We start from the raw sequence: 15,214 nt of genomic DNA, 5'->3' as shown, positions 1-15,214 counted from the left end.
TAAAAAGTTAAAACATTGTTAAATATTGTACAACTGTATCTTAAAAAGCATACTATTTTATATAAAATAAAAAAATTCTATTATTTCAGTATTTTTTCTATAAAAATCTATAAGCTAATATAATAGGAAAGGATGTGATTATTTTTGTGGTACAAAAAATCAAAAAATGAAATATTAAAGGAATTAGATGTAGATGAAAAGAATGGTCTTTCCTCTAATGAGGCATTAAGAAGACTTGAAAAGTATGGTAAGAATAAACTTGAAACTAAAAAGAAGAAAACTCTATTTAAACAGTTCTTATCTCAGCTTAAAGATGTAATGATTTATATACTAATTATAGCTGCAATAATATCTGCATTTTTAGGAGAAATAAGTGATGCTTTAATAATACTCTTAGTAATAATAATAAATGCAGTTATAGGAGTTATTCAAGAATCTAAAGCAGAAAAAGCCTTAGATGCTTTAAAGGAACTTTCCACTCCTAAAGCTCTTGTTAAAAGGGATGGTTCTTTAAAGGAAATTCTTTCAGAAGATATTGTACCAGGAGATATTGTAATAATAGATGCTGGTAGATATATCCCTGGAGATTTAAGATTAATTGATACAGCTAACTTAAAAATAGAGGAATCTGCCTTTACAGGTGAATCTGTTCCTTCAGAAAAAGATGCTTCTTTTTTACCAGATAAAGAAATTCCAATTGGAGACCAAAATAATATGGCCTTTATGTCTACTCTAGCTACATATGGCCGTGGAGTTGGAGTTGTTGTTGGTACTGGAATGAATACTGAAATTGGTAAAATAGCTAAAATGATAGAACAAGAAGAAAATGATGAAACTCCACTACAAAAAAAATTAAGCGAACTTGGAAAAATTCTAGGATTTTTAGCTGTAGGTATATGTATTCTAATTTTTATTATTTCATTTTTTCAAGGAAGAGATTTACTTGAAATGTTCCTAACTTCTATTTCTTTGGCTGTTGCTGCTATTCCAGAAGGATTGCCTGCCATAGTTGCTATAGTATTAGCACTAGGAGTTCAAAGAATGGTAAAAAAGAATGCAATAATAAGAAAGCTTCCTGCTGTTGAAACTCTAGGTTCTGTAAGTATAATATGTTCTGATAAGACAGGTACACTAACTCAAAATAAAATGACTGTAACTACTGTTTACACAAATGATTCTTATATAAAAGAGAGTGAATTTAATTTAAATGAAAATGAATCTAAACTTTTAGTAGATTGTATGGTTCTTTGTAATGACGCCACATACTCAGAAAAAAGCCAAACTGGCGATCCTACTGAAATAGCACTTTTAGAATCTCCTTTTAAGCTTAATATACTAAAAGAAAAACTTGAAAAAGAATTTAAAAGAATAGATGAAATTCCTTTTGATTCTGATAGAAAGTTAATGACTACAGTAAACTTAGTAGATGAAAAAAAAGCTCGTGTATTTACTAAGGGTGCCTTAGATTCTATACTTTCAATTTGTAATAAAATATCTGTTAATGGAAAATTACTAGACTTTACAAAGGAATATAAAGCTAAAGTTTTAGAAAACTCTAATATAATGTCAGACAAAGCCTTAAGAGTTCTTGCCTTTGCATATAAAGATATATCTAAAGAAAATATAGTTTTAGATTCTTTAGAAAAAGATTTAGTTTTCATTGGCATGGTTGGAATGATTGATCCACCTAGACTAGAGGTTAAAGATTCTATTAAACTATGTAAAAGTGCTGGAATAACACCAGTTATGATAACTGGTGACCATAAAAATACAGCCTTTGCTATTGCAAATGAACTAGGAATAGCAGAAGATATTTCTCAAGCCATTACTGGTCATGAAATAGATAAATTTAAAGAAGAAGAGTTCAATGAAAAAATTATAAATTACAGAGTTTTTGCGAGAGTGTCTCCTGAACACAAGGTAAAAATAGTTAAAGCCTTTAAGTCTCATGGAAATATAGTTTCTATGACTGGAGATGGAGTTAATGATGCCCCTTCCTTAAAAGCAGCTGATATAGGTGTAGCTATGGGTATAACAGGTACAGATGTATCTAAAGGTGCCTCAGATATGATTCTTACTGATGATAATTTTTCAACAATAGTTTCTGCTGTAGAAGAAGGAAGAAAAATCTATCTAAATATAAAAAAATCTATAGTATTTTTATTATCCTGTAATTTAGGAGAAATACTAACCCTATTTACAGCTATACTGTTAAATTGGAACTCTCCCCTTCAACCAATACACATTCTTTGGGTTAATTTAATTACAGATAGTTTTCCAGCACTAGCTTTAGGAGTTGATAAAACAAAGGAAGATGTTATGAATAATCCTCCTAGAAATCCTAAGGAAAGTATATTTGTTAAGTCTGATAAAATTCAACTTATAATAAATGGAGTTTTAATAGGAGGAATAACTCTATTTGCATTTAAATTAGGTGAAAGACTTTATCCTGATTCCTTAATTCATGCTCAAACAATGGCCTTTGTTGTACTAAGTGTATCTCAATTATTTTTATCACTATCTCTAAGAAGTAATACTAAATCAGCATTCTCCTTAGGACTGTTTTCTAATAAATACTTAGTATATTCAATTTTACTTGGAATCTTCCTTCAAGTAATAATAATTTCAATAAGCTTTATTGCTAATATATTTAAGGTTACCCCTTTACTTTTATATGATTGGATTGTGGTTATACTTGTATCCTTAATACCATTTGTAATAAATGAAATTTTAAAATTATTTAGAAAATAAAAATAAAAAAGTAAGGTATCTAGAAAGTGATACCTTACTTTTTTATTATTTTATATTTTTTCTTAAAAACTTTGGCATAACTTTTAAAAGTTTAGGTGAAATTTCTTCTATATCTGCCTTTTTAATTCCACCTAAAATTATAATAGCGTGAAGATACATAAATGCACCTATACCTATAATTACTAGTAATATAGCTATACCTAATATTAAACTTAAATTATTAAAATCTATAAATAAAGATATTACATATTTGCTAAGCATTATTCCGATACTCATGTATGTTGATGCTAATAAAGGTTTTAATGCATATTTTAACATTGATATTTTCATCTTTAGTGTTTTTCTCATTCTAAAGTGATTAAGTACTAAAGAAATTACGAAAGCCACCATTCCAGAAATTACAGCTCCATAAATATTTATATCTGGATTTGCAACTAAAGTCATATTTAATGTAAATTTCACTATAATACTAAGAGCCAATGTAAATAATACATAGTAAAATTGACTTACACTTTGAAGTATTACATTTTGCATAAGAACTATTGCTGTTAATGGTATCATGGCAGCACCTATTACCATCATCATATACCCATTTGAATCTGCAAAAATATATCTATATATGCTTTCACTTAATAAAGCTAATCCAAAGGCTGATGGTATTGATAAAAGATATGTAACTCTCATAGAGAAATTAATCTTATTTTTTATCTCTTTTTTATCCTTTAAAGCATATGCTCTTGATATTGCAGGTAATGCCATATATCCTAAAGAAGTTATAAATACCATTGGAACATTTATTAAAATCTTATATCTTGTTGAAAAATATCCATAAAGTGCATTAGCCTCTAATTTTGAAATATGAGCTGCGTCAACAAGTCTATTGCTTACTGTAAACATATCTATTATATTTCCTAAATTTTGAAGACCAGTACTAAGAGTTATTGGTAATCCATATTTAAATAAGGTTCTTGCTATTTTTTTGCCTGTAATTCTTCTAACTCCAGGCTCTTGTTTTCTCTTAGCCTCTTTTTCAACTCCATATATATTATATATGTATATTAAATATAATACTGCCATTAATGCCCCAGCAGAAGATCCTATAGTTCCTCCTGCAACTCCTAAAGATACACTTTTCTTTATAAGGAAGTATGCACATAATAAGCTTAAAAATACATTGGCAACCTGTTCAATAACAGTTGCTATAGCTATTGGTGTAGCTTGAGATCTTCCTTGGAAATATCCTTTATAAGTAACTAGCACAGTTGTTATCATAATTGTTGGTGCTAAGAATATTATTGGATAAACCATTTCTGGCGTCTGACTCATACTGGCTATAAAATTAGCACTTAACATTAAAACTATAGTAAATATTGTACCAACTACAAGTAAAAATGCTCTTGAAATCTTAAATGCTCTTAAGGCATCTTTATAATTGCCAACTGCATCTAACTCTGAAACATATTTTGATATGGCTGTTTGTAAACCTACATTTGTTAAAGCATATACAAAAACAAATATGTCATAGGTTTTTCCATATATACCCATACCAACATTTCCTACAATTCTAGTAAGAAAAGGTACATAAATTAAAGATAATAATTTAGCAACTATACTTGCAATAGAAAGTATTGCAAAGCCTTTAGTTATAGACTGCTCTTTCATAAAAATCTCCTATCTTAAAAACTAAATCCTAAATTTAAATACATCCTTCTTTATCTTTTTAAACATTGGAGGTAACCCCTGAGCTATAGTTTTATTTTTTAAATAATCAAACTTTTCAGGAACCTCTTTAAATGTAACCTTATAAGCATAAAGGAATTGATATGTTAATCCAAACTTATTTTCAAAGAAGGAATTCATTTTATTATCACCATATTTAAAGTCTCCAACAATAGGATTTCCTAAATGAGCTAAATGAGCTCTTAACTGATGACTTCTTCCAGTTATAAGTTCTATTTCTAATAATGAAAAGGCGCCATTAGTTTGTAGAACCTTAACATCCATTTTTATTTTCTTTGTATCTGGTCTTTCAGTATCATAAACTGTTGACTTATTTAATTCATCATCTTTTGATATATATGCTTCATATTTTCCAGGCTGTATTTTTCCCTTTACTAAAGCACAGTAATACTTCTTAACTTTTCTTTCTCTTATCATCTCGTTAAGTAGTTTTAATCCTTCAAAATTCTTACCGAAAAATACTATTCCTGAAGTATTTCTATCTAATCTGTTACAAGATGCAGGAGTAAAAGTTAATTCATTTTCTGGAACATAGTCTCCTTTTCTGAATAAGTATGATAATACATAGTCAGTTAAGGTTGGAGCTCCATTCTTTTTATCTGAATGAACTAATACTCCTGGCCATTTCTCAACTAAAAGCATATTTTCATCTTCATACACCACTTGAAGTGATCCTGAATCAACCATTTGGAAATTAGGCTTTTTCTTCTCCTTAGTTACTACACTTTGAAGATATCTTATCTCTATAACATCTCCTTCTAAAAGAGAATACTTTTCTTTTTGCTTCTTTCCATTTACTCTTATATCACCCTTTCTTAGGGCTTTAAATATTGCACTTAGAGGTACATCCTTTAAATATTTTCTTAAGAACTTATCTAATCTCTGTCCCGCTTCATTTGTACCTATCTCTATTTTCAAATCGCTTCACTCCTAATTTAAATCATTTTATAATTACTATTCTATAGATTAATATTAATTTACTCCCTTGTCAAATAATTTAATGCGGCTTTACATTGAATTGAAACTCCAATTGGTAATAAATTCTCGTCTATATCAAATCTACTATTATGAGCTGAATAAATAATATTTCTCTCTTCATTTCTAGCTCCTAAGAAATAAAATGCTGAATCTCTTTCTAAGGCAAAATATGCAAAGCTTTCAACTCCAAGCTTTGGTGCTTCTTGCTCCTTAACATTTTGAGACCCAATAATTTCTTTTGCAGCTTCAGTTACTAAATCTACAACCTCATTATTATTATAAAGACATGGATAGCTTTCTTCTATATCTATTTCACATTCTCCTCTCATAGCTGTACAAATAGATGTAGCTACTTCTCTTAGTCTTTCCTTAGCGTAAGCTCTATCTTCTAGGGTCATTGTTCTTATAACACCTTTTAATATAACCTCATCTGGTATTATATTTTGAGCAGTTCCTCCATTTATACTTCCTATTGTAACAACTGCTGGATTTACAGGCTTTATTTCTCTACTTACTATTGTTTGTAATCCTAAAACAACTTGAGAAGCCATAACTATAGGGTCTACAGCCATGTGAGGATAAGCTCCATGTCCTCCTCTTCCTTTTATCTTTATTGTGAAAGGATTAGACGCTGCATTAACTACTCCTTTTTTTATCATTATTTGTCCAGCATCTAAAGTTTCTTCAACATGAAGTCCTATTATTTTTTCTACTCTAGGATTTTCTAAAACTCCTTCTTCTATCATTATAGGAGCTCCTCCTGTTGTCTCCTCTGCTGGTTCAAATAATAACTTAACAGTACCACTAAACTTATCTCTATGTCTACTTAATAATTTAGCTGCACCTAATAATATTGTTGTATGAGCATCATGTCCACAAGCATGCATTCTTCCTTTAACTTTTGATGAATATGAACAAGTCTTTTTATCATCCATAGGAAGGCCATCAATATCAGCTCTTAAAGCTATGCATCTATCTTTTTTAGATTCATCCTTTAGTGTTCCCTTTATTATTCCACATACTCCTGTTTTAGCAGTTTCTATATATTCAATACCTTCATTAGTTAAAAATTCCTTTATTTTTCCTGAAGTTCTCCACTCTTCAAAACCTAATTCAGGATTTTCATGAAAATCTCTTCTTAAAGCTACAAGTAAATCTTTTAATTCTTGAGCTTCATCCATTAAATTTATATTCATTTTTAACACCTACTTTTTATTTATAAATAATATATATTATATATCTTATTTATTTTATATATTTTTGATTATATATTACTATGTTTTTTTCTTCAATTATATTTTATGCTCATTTACGAGTATATTATTTAAGTGTACTATATCAAAAATTATAGTAACAAAGAAAATTTTTCTTTAGATTCCCTAATTTTCTTTGTTACTACTACAGTTAAACTTCACAAATTATTTTTTCTATTAAATTATTTTCAATCAAAGTTCTTAAAGAAAATTTTTTATTTTCTCCTTGAACAAATTTAATTGAAATAGTATCCTTCTCTATTTTAGAAATTTCTCCTATGCCAAAATAATTATGTCTTATGACATCTCCTTCTTTTAATCCATAATCAATTATATTGCATTGGCTATCTAAATTTGTATTATTTAAAAATATAGATGGATCTTTAAATTTACCTCTTAAACTCTTAGGTGCATAGAAATATAAATTATTTATAGCCCTAGTTATACCTACATAAAACAGTCTTCTCTCCTCTTCTAAATTTTCCATACTATTTTTATGGGGTATTGTTTCATCAACTATATTTACAATGTGTACATCTTTAAATTGCATTCCCTTTACCCCATGCATTGTACTTAATATAACAGAGTCTATATTTTCTTTAGAATTTAAGTTTTCTAAATTTTCTTCAACACTTTCTATGTGAGAAAGAAAAGTGATTATAGATTTAAATTCCATAGCTGAACTTTTAAATTCTTCTACAATATCTAATAAATCCTCTTGATTTTGCTTAAACTTAGAGGAATACTCTCGTATATACTGACTATACTCTAAATCACTTAATATAAAATCAATAGCACTATTTAAGGAAAGTTTATTTAAATAAGCTATGTCACTTTTTAACTCCTCAAATTTTCTCATTTGAAATGGATGTACACCTTCTACATTCATTAATATCTCAAAAACATTTTCTCTCTTCTTAGAATTCATTACTCCATAAATAGTACTTTTTGAAACATATCTAAAGGGTTTGTTTATTATTTTATTAAAATCTTCTTTATTAAATGGATCTATTGAGAGTCTTAAATATGCAATTAAATCTCTACATATAAAATGATTAAAGAAATTATATTCTTTATCTAAAAGCTTAAAGGGAATCTTTTTTCTAATAAAAGCATCAATAAAACTTCTACTCTCCATATTAGTCCTATACAAAATAGCATTATCAGAATATTTATTTCCTAATCTTTTGCTTTCTTCTATTTTTAAAGCAATTATATTTGCTTCCTCTGACTCATTAAATGGCTTTTTAAGTTCTATTTTCCCTTGATTTTCATTAAAAGCTATTATTTCTTTTTGGTATCTCTCTTTATTATGCTTTATAACATCCTTAGATACTTCCACAATATTTTTTAAGCTCCTATAATTATACTTTAAATAAACCTTCTCGCTACCTTCAAAATTCTCCTCAAAGTTTATCATACATTTAGGAGTTGCTCCCCTAAAGGAATATATACTTTGATCCTCATCTCCAACACAAAAAACTTCATTATTTATAAGTCTTAAAAATTCTAATTGAACTTCATCACAATCTTGAAACTCATCAACTAATATATATTTTATTAAATTTCTATAATATCCTAATACATGGGGATTTTCTTTTAAAAGGGTTACTGCCTTTATTTGTAAATCATCAAAATCCAAAAGTCCTCTCTCATTTTTAAAAGTTTCATATGCTTCATAGCATTTATTAAAAATCTCATAAGTCATTGATATTTCTAAATCCTTAGAAGAAACTTTCTTTCTAGATATATTATTTAATACCTCTTTTATTTTTTCATCACTTACCTCTTCTATATAAGAGGATAATACTTTCCTTATAATATTATAGGCATCCTTAGATTCTATAAGCCTTATTTCATCCTTATTCCTAAGTAAAATTTTATAAAAAAGCCCATGAAAGGTTCCAAAGAATGGAATAATTCCTTCCTTATGCATTTCTTTAAATCTACTTTTCATATTTTCTGCTGCAGCCTTAGTAAAAGTTATTACTATAACATGTATTCCTTTAACCTTTTTTTCTTCTAAAAGATATTTTATTCTATTTAATATTACTGTGGTCTTTCCAGCTCCTGGTGGCGCTATAACAAGAATACTTTTACTCCTTGCTCTTACAGCTTCATTTTGATATTTATCTAAATTAGACATTATAATTCTCCTAATGTTTAATAAAATTTATTTTAATTATTGACTAAAATTTCGTTAGTAAACCATAATATTTAATAACATATATATTGTAATAATTCTAACTACTGGTTACAATAGTTATTGATAACTTATGAAAAGGAGATAATTTTTATATGGATTATAAGTTTGATGTAAAAAACCCTAGAAATCTTACAATGCTAGTTGATTTCTATGAACTTACTATGGCAAATGGATATTTTAAAAATGGCATAGAAAATAAAATTGCCTATTTTGATATGTATTTTAGAAGGGTACCTGATGGTGGCGGCTATTGTATAATGGCTGGTGTTGAGCAATTAATTGAATACCTATCAAATCTAAACTTTTCAGAAGATGATATAGCCTATTTAAGATCAAAGGAATTATTTTGTGATGAATTCTTAGACTTTTTAATAAATTTCAAGTTTACTTGTGATGTTTGGGCAATTCCAGAAGGAAATCCTGTCTTCCCAAATGAACCTTTAGTTATCGTTAAGGGTCCTGTAATACAAGCACAGTTTGTAGAAACTATGATACTTCTTACTATAAATCACCAAACTCTTATAGCTACTAAGGCTAATAGAATATGTAGAGCAGCTGGAGATAAGACTGTAATGGAATTTGGTTCTAGAAGAGCTCAAGGATATGATGGAGCTATTTATGGAGCAAGAGCTGCTGCTATAGGTGGTTGTGATTCTACAGCATGTACAATAGCTGATCAAATGTTTGACATACCTGCTATAGGAACTATGGCTCATAGTTGGATTCAACTTTTTGGAGATGAATATGAGGCATTTAAAGCCTGGGCAGTAGCATATCCTGATAACTGTACATTATTAATAGATACTTATAACGTTTTAAAGTCCGGAGTTCCTAATGCTATTAAAGTATTTGATGAGGTTTTAAAACCTTTAGGAAAAAGACCAAAAGGAATAAGAATAGATAGTGGTGATATAACTTATCTATCTAAAAAATGTAGACAGATGTTAGATGAAGCTGGATATCCAGATTGTAAAATAATAGTTTCAAATTCTCTAGATGAATATATAATAAGAGATGTATTAAGCCAAGGGGCTTCAATAGATGCCTTTGGAGTTGGAGAAAGACTTATAACAGCTAGATCAGAACCTGTTTTTGGTGGAGTTTATAAATTAGTTGCAGTAGAAGATGAAGAAGGTAATATAATTCCTAGAATAAAGATAAGTGAAAATGAAGAAAAAATAACAAACCCTGGATTTAAGAGAATAATAAGAATATTTGATAATAATACTCATACAGCATTAGCTGATTTAATTCTTTTAAATGATGAACAAATAGATACTAATAAATCATTAGAGATTTTTGATCCTATTCATGTATGGAAAAGAAAAACATTAACTAATTATTATGTTAAAGATTTACTAGTTAAAATATTTGAAGATGGAAAAGTATGTTACAAAAATCCAACAGTAATGGAAATTAGAGATTACGCTCAAAAAGAGTGTGAAAAACTTTGGCCAGAAATTTTAAGATTTGAGAATCCTCATACTTATTATGTAGATTTATCAAATGGTTTATGGAATTTAAAACATAATTTACTCCATAGATATTCTAGCATATATAAATAGAACTTATATTTATTTTATAAACAAAAATAAGAGACGCTTCCTTGTTGTGAAGCGTCTCTTATTAATTTACTTGACTTAAAACTATATTTGATTTTTCATAATCATCCTCAAGTAAAAAACTTTTGTCTAAATACATAGAAAATACACACTCTTCTCCTGTGATTTTCTCATTCATTGGACATTCCTTATAGCACTTAAATTTCTCCCTCTCATTTGACCAAAATGGACAATACGACATATTATACTCTCAATCCCCTCTTAAATTAATTATAATATAGTCTTTAACCCTGAATTTTTTATAACTGTAATGTTTGTAAGCTCATTTTGGAAAGCTTTAAGTAAAGCCTTTTCTAAAACTTTTTCATGATCAAAATTCTCAACATTTTTACATACAGCAAAAACTTTGTTAGTCTCTCCCATAACATTTTTATAAGTTAATGTAACATTTGGTTTTTCATATAATACATCAACAATTTTTATACCCCATGATAAGCAAGCAAAATCTCCATCTTTTTTTAAGAAGCTTAAATCTTTTAATTTTTTAGTTTCTTGATTAGGATCTGTAACAATAATTAATTCATCTCCAACTTTATACTTTGACATAATTAACCTCCTAAGTAATTTATTTATATAGTAAAGTTTACCACTCCTTTAACTTTAAGTAAAGTATTACAAGGTTCTATTTTTCTTTAATTTATTTACATATATTACTTTTATTGTTTGTTATGTATTAATTTTATTAGTAAAAATTTTATATTAATAATTTTTTTATTGAATTTCCCAAAAATTTTTTAAAAAATCTTATATTTTTATAACATATTAATATTAATTTTAATTTCTTTACTTGCAATTCTCTTTTTATACAAGTAAAATAGTTAATAGCGTTTAAAAATATTTAAATTAAATTTAAATTTTGTATTATATAAAAAAAAGAACAGTAAAAACTGTTCTTAAAGGAAAATGAAATGAACATGGAAAAACTTTGTTAATTAATTAACAACCTTTAAATAAATTTTATCATAAAAAGGCTATTTTTACAAGTTTTTTTTATTAATTTTTCTTAAATAATATTCAATAAAAATCAAGATTATTTAATGTTAAATAGTATTAAAAGATAATCTTTGACATATAATAATTATTATTATATAATATATTTAATTCTTATATATGATAGGGATGGTGGAAATGGACAATATAACTACTATTTTTAAAGAAAAAAAATTAAAACTAACTCCTCAAAGGATTGCTGTTTATAAATACTTAAAGGGTACGAAAGAACATCCGTCTGCTGAGACTATTTACAAGGCTTTACAGGAAGATTACCCTACAATGTCATTAGCTACAGTTTATAAAGCGTTAAAAACTCTTGTAGAAGTAGAATTAATACAAGAAATTAATGTTGGTGAAGGAAACTTTAGATATGATGGTAACTCAAATGATCACTGTCATGTTCAATGTTTAGCTTGTGGTAGAGTTGATGATCTTGAAAATTTAGATTATACTCATCTAAATGAAGAAGCCCAAAAACATTCAAACTATAGAATACTTTCAAACAAAATGTATTTCTATGGAATATGTGAAGAATGTCAAAATAAACATGAATAAAAAAGAGTGGTAATTTACCACTCTTTTTTATATTTAAATATTAATTTTTATCAAGTCTATATTTTAACTAAATAAAATTATTTATTTAGCTAATTCATATAAAGCTTTTGCATATATTTTGCTTATTAAAATTAAGTCATCTATTTTAATGTATTCATTTGGTTTATGAATAACATCTGGTTCTCCAGGGAATATTGGTCCAAATGCTACTATATTAGGCATTTCCTTAGCATATGTACCTCCTCCAATAGACATTAATTCTCCTTCTTTTCCTGTTTCCTCTTTATATACATTCTTTAAAGTTTTTATTAAAGGATGATCTGGAGAGAAATATAATGGTTTTTGGTGTTCAAAGTTTTCTATTTCTATTCCCGTACCTTTTATTCTTTCATTAAAAGGAGTCATCATATCATCTAAAGTCTTAGTTACAGGATATCTTAAGTTTAAAGTAAGTCTTCCAACTTTATCATTTAAATCAATTACTCCAACATTAAAACTTAATTTTCCTGATGCTTCATCTTGTAATAAGATTCCGAATTTTTCTCCATAGACATCTTCACCTATGTTATCATTTAGGAATTTAAGGAAAGCTTTTATATCTTCTTGTGCTAAATTTAATTCTGCTAAAATTTTAATAGTTTGCATTATAGCATTTATACCCTTTTCTGGAGTACTACCATGAGCTGAAACACCAAATACTTTTAACTCTATTTCATCATTTTTATGTGATACTTCAAATTTTATATTATTTTCTTTAGCAAATTTTGATATTTCTTCACAAACCTTATTTGCTTCCTTAGCTTTTAATTTTGTTTCACAAAGACTAGCAACTACATTTGATGCTATTCCACCCTTTATACTCTCAACTAATACATCTCCATCAGTTGTTTTTTCTCCAAAAGTTTTAACAATGTCAAAAATAGTAATACCCTTTTCTCCATTTATTATAGGGAATTCTGCGTCAGGAGTAAATCCTGCTACTGGAGCCTTTTCATGCTCTAAATAGTATTCTATATCCTTACTTCCAGTTTCTTCATTAGTACCAAATATTATTCTTATTTTCTTTGATAGTGGTAATCCTAATTCTTTTATAGCTTTTAATCCATATAATGATGCCATTATTGGACCTTTGTCATCAGTTGTACCTCTTCCATATATTTTTCCATCATGTATTTCTGCACCGTATGCTGGGTAAATCCAATCATCACCTTCTGGAACAACGTCTAAGTGTCCTAAAGCTGCTACATACTCTTCTCCATCACCATATTCAGCATATCCTACATGTCCATCTAAATTAACTACTTTAAACCCTAATTTTTTTGAAATTTCTAAGGCACATTCTAAAGATTTAGAAACTCCTTCACCAAAAGGCATACCCTCTTTTGGTTCATCCTCAACACTTTTGATTCTAATAATATTTTGTACTGACTCAATTAACTCATCTTTCATTTCATCAATTTTGCTACCTATTAAATTCATTTTTGACACTTCCTCTCATCAACTTTAAGTTAACAAAATATTAATATATATTATTAATATTTTACCACATTTCAACAAAATTTTCTAATCTATTTAATTAAAATGATGAATTAAGAAATGAATGTATAACTTTAAATACTTAATACTAAAAATAGCAAGTCATATATAAATGACTTGCTATTTTTCTTTAAGCAATTACTTCTTTTCTGCTTTTTGATGATTCAAATTTAGTGATTATTAAGTTTAAAATAACACCAACTAAAGCTGCTAAACTTAAACCTGATATACTTACAGCATCACTTATTTTAATCCCTATAGGTTCTGATAAGACTAATCCTGATAAACCTACAAAAATTATTGATGCCATTAATATTAGGTTAGTTTTATTTAACTTAACACCTTCATTTTTTATAGTTTTAACTCCCACTAAAGCAATCATAGAGAATAACATTAAGCTTATTCCTCCCATTACTGATTGTGGAATTGTTCTTATAACCGCTCCAAACTTAGCTATAAAGCTTAGTATTATGGCAAAAAAAGCTGTTAATCTTAAAATTGATGGATTATAATTTTTAGTTATAGCTAAAACTCCTGTATTTTCACCGTAAGTAGTATTAGCTGGTCCCCCTAATAAAGATGCAACTAAAGTTGCCAATCCATCTCCTAATACTGTTCTATTTAATCCTGGATCTTCTATAAAGTTTTTACCTACAACTTGTCCATTAGTAGTTATATCTCCTATATGCTCCATTGATACAGCTAAAATAACTGGTAAAGTTATCATTATTGCTCCAAAATCAAACTTTGGCAATGTAAAGTTTGGTACTGCAATCATAGTACTTTGTTGAATTAAACTTGTATCAACTTGTCCTAAAATTAAACTTAAAGTATATCCTACACAAACTGCTGTTATTATTGCTAACTGTGAGAAAAATCCCTTTCCAAACTTACTTATTATTAATGCTAATCCTAATGTAGTACAAGCTATTAAAACTGAAGTCATAGCTCCTGTCTCTCCAGCTATTAAAGATTTTACCCCAGCCATTTCTAAGGCATTAGGTATAAGATTTAAGCCTATAACCATTATCATTGGACCAACTACCCTTGCAGGTAAAAATCTTTTTATTTTATCTACACCTATTTTCTTTATTCCAAAAGAAATTAATACATAAGCTAATCCTGCAAAGAATATACCTCCTTGTGCATATCTTAAATCTCCATATTTAGCTGCAATTACTTGTATTACAGGTATAAATGCAAAGGATGATCCTAAAAATACTGGAACTTTTCCTTTAGTACATAAGTGGAATATTAAAGTACCTATCCCTGCTGTGAATAAAGCTACTGATGGATCTAAGCCTGTTACTAGTGGTACTAGTATTGTAGCTCCAAACATGGCAACTAAATGTTGTAATCCTAAAATTCCATTTTTAAAGTAAGAGAAAATTCCTAATGTCTTAATACTTCCTTGTTCTTTGCTTATTACTTGTTGTGCCATAATTTAAGCCTCCTTATTTTTTCTTAAGGAGAAAGCTCTGTTTCTCCTTTTTTCAGCCTCACGGGACTGATTTAAAAAGGTAAAAATAAAACTTCTTACCAAAGAGATTACAGGCAAGAAGTTAATTCTTTAAAATAAA

Annotated in this window: 11 protein-coding genes; 3 read left to right on the top strand and 8 right to left on the bottom strand. The window is 27.8% G+C overall.

Annotated features, from left to right (window positions below):
* The first annotated feature begins 144 nt into the window (after nucleotides 1-144).
* Nucleotides 145-2,751 carry a calcium-transporting P-type ATPase, PMR1-type gene (locus QP548_RS05270; protein WP_061427976.1) on the top strand — a complete coding sequence of 869 codons (2,607 nt, stop codon included), beginning with the start codon at nucleotides 145-147 and terminating at the stop codon, nucleotides 2,749-2,751.
* 45 nt (nucleotides 2,752-2,796) lie between these two features.
* Here QP548_RS05270 and QP548_RS05265 read toward each other — a convergent pair whose 3' ends face one another.
* The 4 genes from QP548_RS05265 to QP548_RS05250 form a co-directional block, all read right to left on the bottom strand.
* The gene (locus QP548_RS05265; protein WP_061427978.1) at nucleotides 2,797-4,413 is read right to left on the bottom strand and encodes a putative polysaccharide biosynthesis protein; all 1,617 of its coding nucleotides are present in this window, start codon (nucleotides 4,411-4,413) and stop codon (nucleotides 2,797-2,799) included.
* A gap of 21 nt (nucleotides 4,414-4,434) precedes the next feature.
* Nucleotides 4,435-5,409, bottom strand: coding sequence for an RluA family pseudouridine synthase (locus QP548_RS05260; protein WP_003452833.1), 975 nt, complete (start codon nucleotides 5,407-5,409; stop codon nucleotides 4,435-4,437).
* A 59-nt stretch (nucleotides 5,410-5,468) separates the two neighbouring features.
* A complete protein-coding gene (locus tag QP548_RS05255; protein WP_061427980.1) occupies nucleotides 5,469-6,665 on the bottom strand; it encodes a M20 metallopeptidase family protein in 1,197 nt (398 codons plus the stop codon).
* Between the two features lie 208 nt (nucleotides 6,666-6,873).
* The gene (locus QP548_RS05250; RefSeq protein ID WP_061427983.1) at nucleotides 6,874-8,868 is read right to left on the bottom strand and encodes an ATP-dependent helicase; all 1,995 of its coding nucleotides are present in this window, start codon (nucleotides 8,866-8,868) and stop codon (nucleotides 6,874-6,876) included.
* A 152-nt stretch (nucleotides 8,869-9,020) separates the two neighbouring features.
* Here QP548_RS05250 and QP548_RS05245 point away from each other — a divergent pair, with 152 nt between their 5' ends.
* Nucleotides 9,021-10,493, top strand: coding sequence for a nicotinate phosphoribosyltransferase (locus QP548_RS05245; RefSeq protein WP_061427991.1), 1,473 nt, complete (start codon nucleotides 9,021-9,023; stop codon nucleotides 10,491-10,493).
* Between the two features lie 61 nt (nucleotides 10,494-10,554).
* On the opposite strand, the gene QP548_RS05240 is transcribed toward QP548_RS05245, so the two are convergent.
* On the bottom strand, nucleotides 10,555-10,731 hold the full coding sequence (locus QP548_RS05240; protein ID WP_158024739.1) for a hypothetical protein: 177 nt from the start codon (nucleotides 10,729-10,731) through the stop codon (nucleotides 10,555-10,557).
* Nucleotides 10,732-10,760: 29 nt separating this feature from the next.
* Nucleotides 10,761-11,096 carry a hypothetical protein gene (locus tag QP548_RS05235; protein WP_003452838.1) on the bottom strand — a complete coding sequence of 112 codons (336 nt, stop codon included), beginning with the start codon at nucleotides 11,094-11,096 and terminating at the stop codon, nucleotides 10,761-10,763.
* Between the two features lie 582 nt (nucleotides 11,097-11,678).
* On the opposite strand from QP548_RS05235, the gene QP548_RS05230 reads away from it, so the two are divergent.
* The gene (locus QP548_RS05230; RefSeq protein WP_003456471.1) at nucleotides 11,679-12,098 is read left to right on the top strand and encodes a Fur family transcriptional regulator; all 420 of its coding nucleotides are present in this window, start codon (nucleotides 11,679-11,681) and stop codon (nucleotides 12,096-12,098) included.
* An 81-nt stretch (nucleotides 12,099-12,179) separates the two neighbouring features.
* Here the strand turns inward: QP548_RS05230 and pepV are convergent, their stop codons facing one another.
* Both pepV and QP548_RS05220 read right to left on the bottom strand, forming a co-directional pair.
* A complete protein-coding gene (gene pepV / locus QP548_RS05225; RefSeq protein ID WP_061427993.1) occupies nucleotides 12,180-13,577 on the bottom strand; it encodes a dipeptidase PepV in 1,398 nt (465 codons plus the stop codon).
* A gap of 187 nt (nucleotides 13,578-13,764) precedes the next feature.
* Entirely contained in the window at nucleotides 13,765-15,075 is a 1,311-nt protein-coding gene (locus QP548_RS05220) for a uracil-xanthine permease family protein (RefSeq protein ID WP_061427996.1), read from the bottom strand.
* Nucleotides 15,076-15,214: the final 139 nt, after the last annotated feature.

The organism is Clostridium sp. UMB9555A, from assembly GCF_030222355.1.
Classification (GTDB): Bacteria; Bacillota; Clostridia; order Clostridiales; family Clostridiaceae; genus Sarcina; species Sarcina perfringens.
This window is presented reverse-complemented; position numbering and strand designations above follow the sequence as displayed.